The 16,049-nt window shown below is 51.8% G+C and carries 11 protein-coding genes; 5 read left to right on the forward strand and 6 right to left on the reverse strand.

The annotated features are described in order from the left end of the window. Positions 1-885 (forward strand): zinc-binding dehydrogenase (locus tag BFW38_RS13705; RefSeq protein WP_068999412.1); only part of this gene is annotated, 885 nt, incomplete at its 5' end. Between the two features lie 323 nt (positions 886-1,208). Beyond that, on the forward strand, positions 1,209-1,481 hold the full coding sequence (locus BFW38_RS13710) for a hypothetical protein (RefSeq protein WP_218186427.1): 273 nt from the start codon (positions 1,209-1,211) through the stop codon (positions 1,479-1,481). 180 nt (positions 1,482-1,661) lie between these two features. Here the strand turns inward: BFW38_RS13710 and BFW38_RS13715 are convergent, their stop codons facing one another. The 3 genes from BFW38_RS13715 to BFW38_RS13725 all read right to left on the reverse strand — a co-directional run bounded on the left by BFW38_RS13715 (position 1,662) and on the right by BFW38_RS13725 (position 6,891). Next, positions 1,662-2,144 carry an Mpo1 family 2-hydroxy fatty acid dioxygenase gene (locus BFW38_RS13715; protein ID WP_068999413.1) on the reverse strand — a complete coding sequence of 161 codons (483 nt, stop codon included), beginning with the start codon at positions 2,142-2,144 and terminating at the stop codon, positions 1,662-1,664. A 149-nt stretch (positions 2,145-2,293) separates the two neighbouring features. After that, positions 2,294-4,054 carry a putative bifunctional diguanylate cyclase/phosphodiesterase gene (locus BFW38_RS13720; RefSeq protein ID WP_069000489.1) on the reverse strand — a complete coding sequence of 587 codons (1,761 nt, stop codon included), beginning with the start codon at positions 4,052-4,054 and terminating at the stop codon, positions 2,294-2,296. Then, complete coding sequence (locus tag BFW38_RS13725; RefSeq protein ID WP_068999414.1) at positions 4,054-6,891, reverse strand: sensor histidine kinase; 2,838 nt, start codon at positions 6,889-6,891, stop codon at positions 4,054-4,056. The genes BFW38_RS13720 and BFW38_RS13725 overlap by 1 nt, the downstream gene beginning before the upstream one ends. A gap of 235 nt (positions 6,892-7,126) precedes the next feature. Here BFW38_RS13725 and BFW38_RS13730 point away from each other — a divergent pair, with 235 nt between their 5' ends. The 3 genes from BFW38_RS13730 to BFW38_RS13740 all read left to right on the forward strand — a co-directional run bounded on the left by BFW38_RS13730 (position 7,127) and on the right by BFW38_RS13740 (position 12,931). Further along, on the forward strand, positions 7,127-8,134 hold the full coding sequence (locus BFW38_RS13730) for a helix-turn-helix transcriptional regulator (protein WP_068999415.1): 1,008 nt from the start codon (positions 7,127-7,129) through the stop codon (positions 8,132-8,134). Between the two features lie 130 nt (positions 8,135-8,264). Continuing rightward, the gene (locus BFW38_RS13735) at positions 8,265-10,352 is read left to right on the forward strand and encodes a TonB-dependent siderophore receptor (RefSeq protein ID WP_068999416.1); all 2,088 of its coding nucleotides are present in this window, start codon (positions 8,265-8,267) and stop codon (positions 10,350-10,352) included. 410 nt (positions 10,353-10,762) lie between these two features. Then, complete coding sequence (locus BFW38_RS13740; protein WP_425427913.1) at positions 10,763-12,931, forward strand: TonB-dependent receptor; 2,169 nt, start codon at positions 10,763-10,765, stop codon at positions 12,929-12,931. Positions 12,932-12,973: 42 nt separating this feature from the next. On the opposite strand, the gene BFW38_RS13745 is transcribed toward BFW38_RS13740, so the two are convergent. The 3 genes from BFW38_RS13745 to BFW38_RS13755 are packed head-to-tail and all read right to left on the reverse strand — an operon-like array spanning position 12,974 to position 15,868. After that, positions 12,974-13,948: a FecCD family ABC transporter permease gene (locus tag BFW38_RS13745; RefSeq protein ID WP_068999417.1), complete on the reverse strand. Its 975-nt coding sequence runs from the start codon at positions 13,946-13,948 to the stop codon at positions 12,974-12,976. Continuing rightward, the gene (locus tag BFW38_RS13750) at positions 13,945-14,943 is read right to left on the reverse strand and encodes a FecCD family ABC transporter permease (RefSeq protein WP_068999418.1); all 999 of its coding nucleotides are present in this window, start codon (positions 14,941-14,943) and stop codon (positions 13,945-13,947) included. Before BFW38_RS13750 ends, BFW38_RS13745 begins: the two co-directional genes overlap by 4 nt. Beyond that, the gene (locus BFW38_RS13755; protein ID WP_068999419.1) at positions 14,930-15,868 is read right to left on the reverse strand and encodes an ABC transporter substrate-binding protein; all 939 of its coding nucleotides are present in this window, start codon (positions 15,866-15,868) and stop codon (positions 14,930-14,932) included. Before BFW38_RS13755 ends, BFW38_RS13750 begins: the two co-directional genes overlap by 14 nt. Between the last annotated feature and the right edge of the window lie 181 nt (positions 15,869-16,049).

The following is a 16,049-nucleotide window of genomic DNA, read 5'->3' on the forward strand; positions in this document are numbered from 1 at the left end:
GAGACCAAGATTCGCTCGGGTCTTGTTCGATCCGGTCCGGAGTTTCCCGCCATACTCAATGGCGACGTGGTTGGCATTGTGGATCAAGTCGGTGAAGGCGTCACCCACATCAATGTCGGAGAGGCAGTGATGGGCTGCGCAGGCGGCGTTAAAGGGTATCCGGGCGCACTGGCAGATTATATGATTGCCGATGGACGAACCATTTATGCTGCACCTTCTCGCTTACCCCTCAACGATGTTGCAGCGCTGCCGCTGGTTTTCATGACCGCCTGGACGGCTCTAGTTGAGCGGGCACAGATTCAAGCAGGTGAACACGTGCTGATCCATGCTGGTACGGGCGGTGTCGGGCACGTTGCCATTCAGATTGCCAAAGCGAAAGGCGCTCGTGTCGCGACCACGGTATCGAGCGATGAAAAGGCGGAGCTGGCCCGCTCGCTGGGTGCAGATGACATCATTTTTTACCGCGATGAAGCCGTCTCAGATTATGTTGAACGCCTGACTGAAGGCAAAGGTTTTCATCTAGTCTTTGATACTGTCGGCGGCGATAACTTGGATCGCAGTATTGAAGCCACCGGCGTCTCCGGGCGTCTCTGTTCCATTAATACGCGCTCCACACACGACTTATCACAACTGCATGCCAAAAACCTGACACTGCATGTCATCTTCCGGTCAGTGCCCTTACTACATGGTATCGGGATGGAAGGGCAAATCGATCAACTTCGAGCACTTTATGACCTGGTTGAAACCGGCAAGCTCAAGCCACTGATTGATGCCAAGCGCTTCAGCTACAACGACATTGCCGAAGCACATCGTTATCTCGAATCGGGCCAAGCCATCGGCAAGATCGTGCTCTATAACCCCCATTTTGAAACCTCGACGTCTTAAGTCATCAATGCCTTCGCGTTAACTCGCTGGCGTTGTCACAGCGTCCCCAAAGGCCTGTTGATGCTGCAATCTGCAGTATCAATGGGTCTTTTCATTGTGGAACAAGGTTTCTCCTCCATAAGACCTCATGTATCTAAAATGCGACGATTGGTTTACCTGACTGGACATGATGAGATGACGTCATTGCAGCATCTTATGTCAGCATTTTGGTTTATCAGAGCTTTGGTTTATTAGAGCTTTAGTTTATTAGAACTCTGGTTGAATTAGTAAGACGTCTCGCATATCGAGACGTTATTCATATGAAGTCGTTTGGAGGTCGCATCATGAAAAACATGACATCTACAAAGAAAACCCTGTTAGCTATGTCTCTGGTACTCGGTGGTGCCGCCTTCCTAGGTGGCTGTAGTGACGAAGGCCCTGCAGAAAAAGCAGGTGAAAAGCTCGATAATCAAGCTGAACAGGCGGGCGAAGCCATCGATAACACAATGGATAGCGCGGAAGATGCGCTCACCGATCAAGGCCCTGCTGAAAAAGCGGGTGAGGAAATCGATGAAGCGGCTGACTCAGTCAACGATGCTTTGAGCAACGACAAATAAAGCACGTTAACTTAGGGGACACTGCACATTCAAAGGCATCACAATGATCCTTTATAAGTGCGCTTCATCAGTCATCTCGCAAGCACATCATCACAGCGAGATAACGCGCGACAGCCGTACACGATGGTCGTGCAGAAGTGATAACGCCAAGTCCTCTCACCTGCGGCGCGGTCAGAACACTTATAACGTGTCTGGCCGCCGCCACCCCAGTAACCGAAAAAGATGTTCAATCATCCAAGCGGGCCCAATCAATAGCAGCCGAAGGTCTCTAGGTAATACGGGCTTACGCTTTTCAATCAATAACACACCGCACAAAGCCCCCAGCCAAAAGAGGCTGAATAAGCCTAATGCCCAGCTAACAAAAGCCCCATTCAGCTCTCGCTCAAGCATTAACGTGGCCACCCAAAATAATCCCCACACCATACCAATGCCCAGTGTAATCACATTATCTAAACGCCAATACCACAATAGTGCACAAGCAATCAGCGGCCAGAAAATATGATTCCAAGTGCCCTGAACACCAGGCACAACCGGCAGCCACCAGCTCAACATCGTCACCGTCAGCATAATGCCTGGAATGCAGACCCAATGTAGGGCTTGGTTGACCTTATGGCGATGGCTGGCTTCATACAGCATCAGCCATTTTTTTAATGATCGGGACATGGCGTTGCCCTCCCTGAGCTTATCATCAACAACCGTCATTATTTAAATATGACCGTCAGCTCAGGCCGGAGCAAGCTGCATTGCAGCACGATTCAGTGAAAATCAAGCGAAATCCCTGAGTGGATACTCGTCTGCTGACAGTGAGTCTCTCAGGCCGGTTTTAAAGCCGCGGGTTGGCGAACCCAGTGCTGGCAGAATGCCATAAATTCATCGGCGGGCATCGGTCGCGCATAATAAAAGCCCTGCCCCAATTCACACCCCATTGCCGCTAATAACTGAGCTTGGGCCTCATTTTCAATGCCTTCCGCGACCACTTGGCAACCAAAGTTATGGGCCATGTTCACCACAGTTTGAGCCAACCGCTGATCCTGCGGGTTATGCTCGATTTCCATGATAAAACTACGATCGATCTTCAACACCGAGACGGGCAAATGTTTTAGGTAAGCCAATGAAGAGTAACCTGTGCCGAAATCGTCAATTGCAGAAGTCACCCCGTTATGGTTCAAACGTATCAGTTGATCACGGGCCAACTCGACATCTCCCATCAAAGCCGACTCAGTCACTTCAACCTGTAGACGATGAGCCGGCACTTGAGCCAACTGGAGTGTTTCAAGCAACTGGTCGGAAAAATCAGTCTGCATCAGTTGTTGCCCGGAGACATTAATGGCCAGAACAAATGCATCAGTCAAAGCCCCCATCTCCAACCACTGCGCTAAAGACATAATCGCAGCCTCAACAACCCAATGCCCTAACACATTGATGGCGTCCGTTTGTTCCGCTACAGGAATAAAATCAGAGGGCGACACCGGCCCCATCTCAGGGTGCGTCCAACGTAATAGTGCTTCAGCCCCGACGATAAGACCGGTGCCGAGCTCAATCTTAGGTTGGAAGTACAAGGCGAGTTGACCTTGTTGTGGGGCATCCTTAAGCGCCAAGCGCAAACGATTACGGTACAAAAATTGGGCGGTCATGCTGGATCGGTAACGTAACAGCCGTGGCATGTCACGGCCTAAAGGCAATGCCATCACGGCATGGCGAATCAACGTCTCCGCGCTATCGTGCTCATCACTGCTATGACTAATGCCAATATCGACTAGCACATCCAGCATTAGATCACCCACTGGCATAGGTCCATTCATCAAACGCACAAGCCGTTCACCACAGGATTGCCACCGTTCAAGCGGTAACGGCTTAATCAATAAAAAATCCTCACTACTCCAAGCACCTAGAAAGCCGCCCTGAGCCACAGCACTGGATTCAAGCTGAGCCGCTAAGCCACACATCAGCGCATCGGACACGGCATACCCATGTAAACGTGCGATATCATTGAGCTGACGTACCCGCATAAAGAAAATACCGAGCGATGTTTGCGCCACCAAACGTCGACTTAAGTGATGCAGAATCGCACGCCGATTAGGGAGCCCCGTCACAGGATCTTGTAATGAGCGCGCTTTAAGCTCTGCCGTGCGTGCTTCAACCAGTGTTTGCAGCTCATAACTGCGTTCTCTTTCCTGCTTCCCTCGGTAATGATGCTGCAAAATATTGTGAACACGTTGACACAATTCTCGCTCATTAACCGGCTGGCTCAGCACACCCAAAGCACCGTAGAACAGCGCCTCTTGGCGATAGCGCGGCGTTGATGGATCGACAAGCACCAATACGGGTGGCATGGCGTCATGCCATTGCTGCTGCAATTGCTTCATCAACTTAACACCGCGAGCCCCTAAGACATCTAAGTCCAGCACGATCAAATCCGGTAACGTCTTGGCTAACGTCACCAATGCACTGGCCGTATCCGAAAAGTACGCGATGTTCTGATAGCCCGCTCCCGCTAACAAAGAGGGAAGCCGTTGAGACGTGATTCGGTCATCACCCACAACCACCAAATGAGCATGCGGATAGGCCAGCATCAATGTGAACTCCGGGCGTCCAGGCGCCATAACCAAGTATTCAACATATCCTGTGTTAACGGCCAGGGCAGCGTCTCAAAGCGCCCTTTATGCGCCGCCGAACCGTCATCAGCCACAGAGTCTTGACCACTCACCGAATTTTGATCGGCCATAGCGCTTTTATAAAAAAAGTCTTCTTTCAATGTTTCTTCTAGGCAATCGCTATCCAGTAGCACGCAAGCTTCCAAGCTAGAATAATCAAGGTCAGAAGGCAGTAAACTTTGATCCGCCACACTGACCAATAACACATCTAATGGCGCCACTCGGCGAGCGGTTAATGTCTCGACCGTTAAAAACTCCCATTGCAACTCAGGGAACTCACAAGCCAAATCCTCAATCAACCGACGATGAGCCGGATTGGTACTGAGATACCCCATCACCCGAGTTGTCTTATTCAGCAAGCCATGCGCCATCACCTCAGCGCTCGAAGCCCCCTCGGAGCGGCCATCATCAGAAGAGGTCTCCTCACGGCCAACCGCATCAGGCCCGCGTTCGATGCCCGCCCAGGCTAAACGACCGCCGGCAGAACTCAGCAGTGTCTGTTCATTAAGGCGACTCTGCTCCATCAATAAGGTCGAAGCTTCTTTTGTCGAAGTCTCTTTTAATGTTGCCCCGCCGCCCTGAGGAGCCTGCGTACTTAACTCCACCCAGAAGTCACAGCCTTGACCTGGAAGGCTATCCACACCGATATCGCCCTCCATACCCACGGCCATTTTTCTTGATAACGCCAAGCCGACGCCGCTGCCTTCGATCTGACCGGCGTCTTGATTTAAACGGTTAAAGGGCTGGAATAAATTGTCTTGCTCTTCCGGCTCAAGACCTGGCCCGTTATCACTGACGACAATACGGATGCGTGAAAATGACAGGGGGTGTACCGCCACTTTGACATCACCCCCAGGGCAATTATATTTAATCGCATTAGAGAGAAGGTTCACCATAATTTGCCTAAGCCGCCTTGGATCCGCATAAACCCCTAAGCGCTCGGGGCACACAGGAGGGCACAATTGCACTTGGTAGGACTTAGCAATACTGCTCATTCCAGCGGACACCGAATGAAGTAATGGAGCCAGCTCAAAATAGCGACAGTCAAAGCGCATACGCCCCGCTTCCACGCGGGACAAATCCAACACGTCGTTTATCTCGGTCAGTAACTGTTGGCCACTCTCTCGAATATGATCAATTTGTGTCTGCTGCGATGGTGTCAGCGTCTGCGGATCTTCCAGCAGCAGTTCAGAAAATCCGATGATCGCATTTAAGGGCGTCCGCAACTCGTGGCTCATCATCGAGAGGAAATCTGACTTGGCCTGACTGGTTCTGGCCTGCTCATCCCGAGCCGTTTTTAACGCCTGCATAAACTGCTCGCGCTCGGACATCTGACGATAAAGATTGATTAATAGTGCACAAGTGGCATTGAACGGCTCGAGCCAAGTCACCAGCGCCATATTTAATGGCTTACGGGAATTGGCGATGGCATACATGCCAATCACTTTACCTTTATCCAGAATCGGCACCCCCATATAGTTGCTCAATTGAGGATGCCCGTCTGGGAGGTGACAATGACGATCATCTTGTTGCATATCCGAGCTAATCACCGTTTCACCACCGGCAAATACACGCCCAAGCATGGTTGAAACATTTTCAAGCAGCATATCCCCAGCCTCGAGCTTATGCATAAGGCTGCGGGATTCCGGGCTCCAGGATAAATCCGTGATGGCATGCACCTTCAAAACCGGCCGGCCCAGCGGGGTCAGCACTTCGCCGATCAACGCATAATCACTATCCGTTAATGTCCTCAATGCATCCCGTAAAAAAGCCCACAACTGATTTTCCGACATTAGCCTTTGATAATCGGTTAACCCCTGATGTAATACGGTTAACAGCTGCTGCTCTTGGTGCAGCTGTTTGTACGCGGCTTCTGTTTCAGAAACGTCTTGTAGCACCACAATAAATTCCGGCTGCTCATACCCCGGAATGTCAATACGACTCAGGCTAATGAATAAAGGCCGACGCTCACCTTGAGTAGGCGAGGTATAGCACTGACAGCCCGCTTTCATGGCCGCCATATCCTGCAGATGTAAAGCGCGCCGCAACGGATGATCGGGGGCATCCACCTCAAGTAATGAAAGAAACGCTTGGCCCTGCAACTGTGGCTCAGCCACATTAAAAAATTGGCCAGCGGCGGGATTACAACCTCGAATATAGCCCTGATGATCCAAACGCATCACACCGGCCGACGTTTGTGACAACAGCCCCTGATAACGCGCAATCGTGTACTGATGCTGCTCTTGGGTGAATCGCAACTGCTGGAGATCATAATGATGCTTTAATAAGACTTCAGCTTGCGTTGCCAACACATTCAACAAGTCGCGTTGACTTTCATCCAGCTGATGAGGCTGTGAATGAAGTAAACAGAAAGTCCCCACTGGCTGTTGATTGAGGGGGCGAAGCGGCACCCCAAAATAAGCACGAATGAAAGGCGGCCCTGTCACCAGTGGGTTATCAAAAAAACGCTCATCCTGATGGGTATCGATCACTTCTAATGGAGCATTATGTGCAACGGCATGGCCACAAAATGAAATATCTCGACCTGTTTCAGTCACAGACAACCCAAAACGAGATTTAAACCACTGGCGATCACGATCAATCAACGACACCAGAGCAATATCAACCTTCAATAGCTCACAAGCCATTGCTGTCAGCTGATCAAGCAACTGATCTGGCGCCGTATCCAAAATGCCCAACTGATCTAAAGCCGCTTGCCGCGACGATTCATCTATAGGCATAGGGGGCATCAACATTGTTCAATCTCCCAAAGCACATCCAAGCGTGGATCTGCTAGACATACATCTCAACCAGATCAATAGCCCTTTTTAACGGGAACTCGCCCTTTTTAACTTAGGTTAGCGCTTTGTGAGGAAGGGGTCGACTCTGCAACGAGCTGGATAAAACTTCTCAAACGCTATCGATTATTGTTTAATTTTCATAGGCATCCGAGATGGATGAAATTGCTCATTGATTGACGTTGAAAACGCCATGACTCCAGCGACAGCAGCACCGACCTCTACACTTTCAACTCTGGACTTGCTGGGATTCGGGCAGCGTTTTGGTATTCGTTATCGATTTCCAGAGCAGAGCGCGCAACACACGCCGTCAAGCACCATTGCACAAGGCCAAACCCTTGCGACAGAAATCCGTGAAGGCTTGCATTTCACGGCATCAAATCTGACGATACTTCAACCGTACGAATCCATATCGTTAGCGCCCCTCCCCTTACTCATGGTGGTATTGCTGGAAGGCCAGTTACAAGGACAGCAATTCGGCCAACGCTTTCATTTAAGGCCGGGCGATCTGCTTTGCACCCATCTTCACCCAGAGACACCGTTACAAGTTCTTCACCAAAGGCAGCCACAACTGAAAACGCTGACACTCGCCATCACCTCATCTGGGGAAGGAGGCCTTGGGCTCAATCCACGACAAATGCCACAGCAACAATCTCAGAAAGCCCCCTATAACACTCACTTGCCTCTGAGTTTTATTGATCACCTAGAGAACAGTTTAGGTCGTTTATTTCATACCACTCATCAACCTTTACTACTGGAAGGACTCGCACTCCAATTATTAGCCTACGGCTTACCGCAAACGCCCCCCACGGCCTCAGCATCAAGACGCCCAACGGCCGATGTCCGTCTGACACGGGTTTATCGTTTTATTGAGCAACACGCCACAGATCCCTTAACACTGGCAGAACTCGCCCAAGTGGCCACAATGAGCAGCTCTCACTTACGCCAGCAATTCAAACGACAATTTGGTTGTTCACTATTTGATTTTCAGCGGCATTGCCGCCTTCGGCAGGCAAGACAGTGGCTTCATCAAGGTTATAGCGTGCAGCATGTCGCGCATTTATGTGGCTACCGTCATACCAGTAACTTTGTGACCGCCTATCGTCGACAATTTGGGGAGACACCAGGTCAGTATCGCGAATCAGCAGTGAGCATAACCAAAACATCACTCAGCAAAACTAAAACCCATCTCAAAAAGTAATAATTATTATTAACTTTTAATGCGCTACCGTGAGCTGTCGCGATAGCGCCTATTTCGAGTCTCCAACCGGTACGTCCCGGTGTACGCAATGACTCCCCCATCACTTTTTATTTTGCTGAGGTTTGCTGTTATGTTCGTCCCTCAACGTCTTCCTTTAGCACTGGCCGTTGCCGCGCTCACAGGCAGTGCTTCCACCTGGGCCGCTGAAAGCACAGGAACAAGTACCGAATTGGCACCCGTGACGGTGACAGGGCAAGCGGCAACCAAAACCGTGACCCCCTTTATCACCACCCCACAGGCGACCTCGCAAATAGGGTATGAGCAATGGGAGCAACGCGGGGCCGACTCAGTGCAACGTGCTTTGAACTACACGCCAGGGGTCTACACCAATCAAGTCGGCGCTTCCAACCGTTATGACTACATCGTATTAAGAGGCTTTTCAGACGGCAGCCTGAGCAATACCTTTCTGGATGGCCTCAAGCTGATGGGCGATACCAACAGCTATAGCTCATTGGTGATCGACCCTTGGTTCCTTGACAGCATTGAGGTGGTGAAAGGCCCCGCCTCAGTGTTGTATGGACGTGCCTCCCCCGGCGGAGTGGTGGCGCTCAATCGCAAGCGGCCTGAGTTCACGTCTAACCACCGTATTCGGTTGGGGATTGGGGATCATGATCGCCGAGCCGCCGCATTCGATTTCACCGGCGCGGTGACTGACAATGTCGCTTTCAGACTCAGTGGCATGATGGAGAAGCAGGACACCCAGTTTGGTCCAGTTGAGGAAGAGCGTCGTGCTATCGCACCGTCACTCACTTGGGATATCAGCGCGGATACACGCCTCACGGTCATGGCCTACTTACAAGATGACCCGGAAGGAGGTTATCACTCAGGCATGCCGTATGAAGGCACAGTCACTGATCACGCAGGCCGCAAAATTGATCACACCTTTTTTGAAGGTGAAACCGATTACGATCAATTTGAACGTGAGCAGCGCCTGTTCAGCTACGATCTAGAACATGATTTTAACGATCAATGGCGCCTGCGTCATACGCTGCGTTACCTCGAATCTGATGTCAAAATGGGCCAAGTCTATGGCTATGGCTGGGCTTCAGAGACTGACCTGAACCGTTACTATTCAGGCGGTGATGAAGAGATGAAAGCCTGGGCAATCGATAACCAACTATTAGGGCAGTTTGATACCGGTCCTATCCAGCACCGAGTGCTGATCGGTTTGGACTATCAACAACGCCGTAATGATGTCATCTGGACAGCCGGGAGCTTCCCGACCATCAATGCCTTTACCCCCCAGTATGGCGCTGATGCGGTGAGTATTGCGGTGAGTGCTGATCAAAGGCACAAGCTAGAACAAACAGGGGTCTACTTACAGGACCAGCTGACCTGGAACCAATGGTCACTGACATTAGGCGGACGTTATGATTCAGTCGATATCACTAATACCAGTCATTTACTGAATGATGAATCGACATTGGATGATACTCAGTTCAGTGGTCGAGCAGGGCTCTTGTATCGCTTCAATCCCAGCTGGTCAGCCTATGTCAGTTACTCAACCGCTTTCACGCCGACCAGCTTTGTTGATGCCAACAATGACCTACTCGAACCGATGGAAGGCCGTCAGATCGAAACTGGCTTGAAGTTTCAACCCGAGCACAGCTTAAGCCAGTACAGCATCGCCTTGTTTAAAATCAATCAGGAAAATGTCGCGACCAAGGAGCAGCCGACGGATGACTACCGCGCAGTCGGCGAAATTGAATCACAAGGGGTCGAGCTGGAAGCGAATACTCAGCTGACCGATCAATTAAGCCTACAGGCGAGTTACAGCTTTACTGACATTACCTATGCTAAAAGTGATGATGGCAATCAGGGTAACCGTGCGATTTATGCCCCGCGTCATCAAGCTTCAGCCTGGGCTCACTATGCGTTTGATAACGGCTTACTTACTGGTTTAGATGCCGGTGTGGGGGTACGTTACAGCGCCGATATTCCAACCGATCGGGCGAATACACATACATTGCCCCACTACACGCTGCTGGATGCCACACTGGGTTATGACTTGAGTGCGCTGGGTCTCGACGGTTTATCCACACGCTTGAATGTCACCAACCTACTGGACAAAGAGTACATCGCCTCATGTAATTCACTGGAATATTGCTACTTTGGCGCTGAGCGGAGTGTCAAGGCTGATCTGACTTATCAGTTTTAAGCCCAGACACTCGACATACTGGATACCATGAGGCCTCGATACCTCGCATCCTATTAAAATGATTCGCCCCTTTAGCTTCGGTCAACCCCATGCTAAAGGGGCTGTTTCTATACACCCGACGCCAGATTTACCTCCGATACCTTCAATCCGGCCGCTACTTTTTACTACGCCTTTCAACTGGCCACTGTTCGTCTTCGCTTGCTCGCCTTACCCGCTTCGACTTGATCGAGCACCGACATCGATGCATATCTCATCAAAAATTTTGATGTTGAACTGATAAAAACCACAACACTTTGAAAATGATAATGATAAAAATTACTATTAGCTGCGACTTTATCATGTCATCGTCAAACTACGCTGATGATCCCCACAGCGACCACGCACCATAACGCCCATTAAGAGCGCTTTTTATGTTTTCAACTGCCATGTCAAAAACAGAAGAATCCATAACGACAAGCCGACGTCGTTCATTCATCATTCCCTTACTGGCCGGTAGTAGTACCCTATTATCCTCTATGGCCATCGCCGCCGATCCTCAAACAACATCAGCGCATACCGATAGCTTGTCGCCGATGGTGATCACGGCCCTACGCAATGAAAGCGATGCCGACAAAACCCCTCGCCGCATCACCGTCATTGATCGCGCACAGATTCAGCAACAATTAAGTATTTCTCAAGATCCTGGGCAGGTGCTGAGCCAGCTGATTCCCTCTTATTCACCTTCGCGCCAGAAGCTCTCTAATGCAGGCGAAACTTTTCGTGGCCGTGATCCGCTGTACATGATTGATGGTGTACCTCAGTCAAATCCGCTACGCGATAGTTCGCGGGATAGTTACACCATCGATCTCGATATGGTTGAACGGATTGAGGTCATTCACGGGGCCAGCGCTGAACATGGCCTTGGTGCCACAGGCGGCATCATCAATTTTGTCACGCGTCGCGCCGAAAATGGCACTTTCAATCAACATGCGGGGGTGAGTGTTACAACCGATGACGGCGTCCACGGAGAAGGGCTAGGCCATAAGCTGAAATACCGGGCCAGTGGTCAGCAAGGCAGCTGGGATTACATGGCAGGCATCACGCGGCAACAGCGCGGCATCTTTTACGATGGCGACAATGAGCGCATTGGCCGCGCTTATCCCGGCGAGATCCAGGATTCCACCAGTTATGATGTGATGGGCCGATTAGGCTACTGGTTAGATGAGAACCAAAACATCGAATTATTCGTCAACCGGTTTGAGCTAGAAGGTGATGGCGATTATATCGCGGTCAGTGGCGATCGAGACGCGGGTATCCCGACCACCGCCGTCAAAGGCGATGACCTGGGAGAACCCAGCTATAATCGAGTCACGACAGCACGTCTGTCTTACCGGCACGACCAATGGTATGGCAACCAAGTGAAGGCACAGATCTATCAACAACGCTTTCGGGCCCGCTTTGGCACCACCACCTCTTTCCCTTATTTTGATCAAAATGGCACCACTCATTATGACCAAACGCGCAACGAGTCCGATAAAGTCGGCGCCAAGTTCTCGCTGACGCGCGCCGGGCTGTGGGAGAATCGATTAACCCTGACGACCGGCCTGGACCTGCTACAAGATGAAACCCAACAGGTGCTGGATCATACGGAACGTCAGTATGTCCCAGAAACGACGTACCAGAATGGTGCCGTCTTTCTGCAGGGAAGCCTGGAAGCCACGGAGAGCTTGACCCTACAAGCCGGGGTGCGTCACGAACGGGCTAAGCTTGACGTGGACACTTACGCCACCATTGATCGCAGCAATGTTCGCCAGGACAAGGTGACCGTGCAGGGCGGTGAACCCGACTTTGATGAAACCCTCTACAACGCAGGCTTGGTTTATCAAATCACCGGTTGGGCACAAGCTTACGCTAACTATTCTGAAGGGTTTGGCATGCCTGATGTCGGCCGAGTACTGCGTGGTATCAGCGCCACAGGTCAGGATGTCGACAATTTGCTTCAACTTAAACCGATCGTCACGGATAACCGGGAAGTCGGGATGCGCTTTAATTGGACCGATTACAACCTGGAAGTCAGCTACTACGAATCCGATTCGGATTATGGCCAGCGTTTATCCGAGGTCAACGGTACTTGGATTGCCAATCGAGAAAAAACGGAAATTAAAGGGATTGAGATCACAGGTGAAGCCAAGCTCAATGATGATCACCAATTCCAGGCCAGTTACACCCATTCGGAAGGGAAGTCAGACACGGATGGCAACGGCCGTGTCGATACCGATCTGACCGGCATCAATATTGCGCCAGACACGATCAAACTCGGTTGGGATGCCCGCTGGAGCCGTCATCTAACTAGCCGACTGCAATATACCCACTACCTGGACCGCGATATTGAGCAAGATAACCTGGACTTTGACGGCTTTGGCCTGATGGATGCTTCCCTGGCCTATCAACTGCCGAAAGGCCAAGTCACCCTTGGGGTCGAGAACCTGCTCGATAAACGCTACATCACTTATTACTCTCAAGCCGCTCGCGTCAGTGATGACTATTACTTTACCGGTCGCGGTCGAACTTGGACGGTCGGTTATCAGTTAGATTTCTAACCGCTTGGGTGAGTTGTGGCGGCAAACAATATTCGCCCCAACTCACCCGGTTCGCCGCTGGCGATAGAGCAGGTAAACAAAACAAGGAGCCCCCACAGCGGCGACAAAAATACCGGCGGGCAGATCTTGAGGCAAAAACATGACGCGCCCGATGGTATCGGCCAATAAGACCATTTCAGCACCAATCAACACGGTCGCAGTGGCTTGCCAGGCAAAGCCCGCACGCACACAACGTCGAGCGATATGAGGCGCAATCAATCCGACAAAGCTCAGCCCACCCGCATAAGCCACCGCTGAGCCGGCCAACATGGCACTGGTCAGCAAAAGTCCGAGACGACACTGACGCACTGCCGCCCCGAGCCCTTGAGCGGTCATCTCACCCAGCTGCATGACATCCAAGTGGGCCGCCATGAGCCAAGCCATCACCAAGCCCAATACAGTCCAAGGGAGCATTCCCCACACATCCACCATTTCAGCCGCATACAAGCTTCCCATCAGCCAAACATAAGCCTGTAGAGAAGACGTTTCTGAGCTCATCACCATTAACAAGGTCGTGATCGCCTGGGCGGCTGCCGCCAAGCCAATACCGATCAACACCAAGCGACCTGATGCCAGCTGAGTCGGCCCAGCCAACAGAGACAACAAGACCGTGGTCAGACCCGCACCCAACATCGACAGCAATGGGATATAAGCGCTCCAAGCACTGTTCAACAAAGTTAAAGCCATCACCGCCATCACCGCACCACCGCCGGTCACACCGATCACATCAGGCGACGCCAACGGATTACGCAGTAATGCCTGCAGCATTAACCCGGCCAATCCCAATGCCCCGCCCGTTAATATCGCCAAGGCGATACGAGGGACACGCACTTGGGTCAAAATAAACTGGAGGCGCTCATCCCCATGCCCTATCAGAACAGCCCAGAGTTGAGGCAGAGAAGTCGAATGACTCCCCGCAGCCAGCGCGATCAGCACGCTCAGCAATAACACACCGATCAGGCCCAGAACACCTCTCATGAGCGGCCTCCCCGTCGGGCCAGCATAATAAAGAAAGGCACACCGACCAGTGCGGTCATAATGCCGACGGGAATGTCCTGAGGCGGAATCACCAAACGCGCTAACGTATCCGCCAGCACTAATAGAGCGGCCCCCAATAGGGCGGACATCGGTAACACCCACCGATGATCCTGACCAAATAAGAGCCGTGTGAGGTGAGGGACAACTAAACCCACAAAACCGATCAACCCCGCCATCGCCACCGCGCTACCGGCTAACGCCACAACCAAAGTACTTAACCCCAAACGCAAACGCACAGGGGATTGCCCCAACCCTTGAATCACCGCATCATCCAATCCCAAAATATTAAGCCAGCGCCAGCTCAGCATCGACAGCAACAAAGCCCCGCCCCACCAAGGCCATAGCGGTATCATGACACCTATATCACGACCAGCGACAGAACCTGCCAGCCAGAACAGCAATTGATCCAGCCGCCCCTGATCCATGACCAGCAGCGCCTGACTAAAAGCCACAAACAATGCGGAAACCGCAACACCCGCCAAGACAATACTTAATTGACGTGTATCGCGTTGTTGACCCGCAAGCCACTGAACCAGCAGAGCCGCCATTGCGGCACCTAAAAATGAGGCCCAAACCATACTCTGAGCAGACTGCACCCAGCCAAGAACACCAGCGACCACCAGCGCGAACATGGCCCCAGCATTAATCCCCAGAAGGCCGGGCGAAGCCAAGGGGTTACGTGTCATGGCTTGCATTAACACTCCCGCCACCGCCAATGCAGACCCGACGCCCATCGCCATCAACGTTCGCGGTAAACGTTCACTGCGTACAATCAATTGAGGAATCGCACCGGGCTCAGGCGCCCAGAGTGCCAGCCACACTTGATCAACAGAAACAGCCAAAGCCCCGAAGGATAAGCTGGCCATCGCAGCCATTACGAAGACCCCGGCCACCGCACAAGCCATCAAGGCCCGAGGAGAATCAATGGGCCTCATGAACGCTCCCCTCAACAGCATAAGGGCAGGCTTCGAACGCGGGCTGATCTAGCCCATAAAGCCGGTATAAATCGGTCATCACCTGTTCGGCGGCTAACCAACCGCCTCCCAAACTCCAAGCCACTCGATCAACCGGCCAGACCGCCTGACGACGCACGGCAGTCAATTGCTGCCAAAGCGGGTGCTCTCGCCAACGCTGATAGGTTTGACGCACCTGCGGGTTTTGCTTATCCATAAAAAGGAAAATTACATCCGCTTCTAATGCAGGAATCGCTTCTCGGCTGGTCAACTTAATGCCCCAGCGTTCCCCTTCATCGGCGGCCGGGCGGCGAAACCCAACCTCGTCAAGAATAGCGCCAGCAAAACCATGGTAATAAAGCCGGACATGGTCCTGACGGATATTGACCACCGCCACTCGTGGCGGCCAAGCATCACCGAGGGTGCGCTTAAGTTGAGCCCGAAGATCCGCCACCTGATGATCCCACTGACACAACATGTGTTGGGCCTTCTTTTGCTGTCCGGTGGCACGCGCGACGGCTTGCAAGGTCGCTTTAAAGTCATACACATCAGCCACTGACTGTACGGGGGCAATGTCACCTAAAAGCCCCATGATCTGGGTGTGTCGAAAAGACGTTGCGATAATGTGATCGGGTTGCAACCAGGCAATCTCTTCCAGGTTGGGTTGGGTTTCTAACCCTAACCAATGTACCGGGGGCGCCCCTTTTAGGGCTTCGATTCGATCTCCCCAATAGGGATAAAGAGGCGGGTTCTCCCATGCCACCACCGATCCGACAGGCACCACACCTAAAGCCAACGCCGAATCCGTTGCGCCTTGGAATAAAGTTACGATTCGTGGAAAAGCCGCAGTTTGCGCAGGGGCCGCTTCAAGACTGCGGCCCCATGCCGCCAAAAACAGTATCCCCATCAATAGACACCAGCAGATCCTTGGCCGACGTTTATACGGCTCAATCACAGCAATCACCATCGCCTGAATAGACACAAGGGCGGGACAATGACACACTCTCAATCTCAATCACAACCCAATCTCAATTACGAATACAAACAAAGTTGTTAACTATAATCATTCATCTTTAAATTCAATAGAG

The sequence above is a fragment of the Terasakiispira papahanaumokuakeensis genome, assembly GCF_001709345.1.
Taxonomy (GTDB): Bacteria; Pseudomonadota; Gammaproteobacteria; order Pseudomonadales; family Halomonadaceae; genus Terasakiispira; species Terasakiispira papahanaumokuakeensis.

What these genes read in the sequence shown, in the direction of transcription:
- BFW38_RS13710 (WP_218186427.1), top strand. Translation starts at nt 1,209, where the DNA reads ATGAAAAACATGACATCTACAAAGAAAACCCTGTTAGCTATGTCTCTG.
- BFW38_RS13715 (WP_068999413.1), bottom strand. Translation starts at nt 2,144, where the DNA reads ATGTCCCGATCATTAAAAAAATGGCTGATGCTGTATGAAGCCAGCCAT.
- BFW38_RS13720 (WP_069000489.1), bottom strand. Translation starts at nt 4,054, where the DNA reads ATGCTGGCCTATCCGCATGCTCATTTGGTGGTTGTGGGTGATGACCGA.
- BFW38_RS13725 (WP_068999414.1), bottom strand. Translation starts at nt 6,891, where the DNA reads ATGTTGATGCCCCCTATGCCTATAGATGAATCGTCGCGGCAAGCGGCT.
- BFW38_RS13730 (WP_068999415.1), top strand. Translation starts at nt 7,127, where the DNA reads ATGACTCCAGCGACAGCAGCACCGACCTCTACACTTTCAACTCTGGAC.
- BFW38_RS13735 (WP_068999416.1), top strand. Translation starts at nt 8,265, where the DNA reads ATGTTCGTCCCTCAACGTCTTCCTTTAGCACTGGCCGTTGCCGCGCTC.
- BFW38_RS13740 (WP_425427913.1), top strand. Translation starts at nt 10,763, where the DNA reads ATGTTTTCAACTGCCATGTCAAAAACAGAAGAATCCATAACGACAAGC.
- BFW38_RS13745 (WP_068999417.1), bottom strand. Translation starts at nt 13,948, where the DNA reads ATGAGAGGTGTTCTGGGCCTGATCGGTGTGTTATTGCTGAGCGTGCTG.
- BFW38_RS13750 (WP_068999418.1), bottom strand. Translation starts at nt 14,943, where the DNA reads ATGAGGCCCATTGATTCTCCTCGGGCCTTGATGGCTTGTGCGGTGGCC.
- BFW38_RS13755 (WP_068999419.1), bottom strand. Translation starts at nt 15,868, where the DNA reads ATGGGGATACTGTTTTTGGCGGCATGGGGCCGCAGTCTTGAAGCGGCC.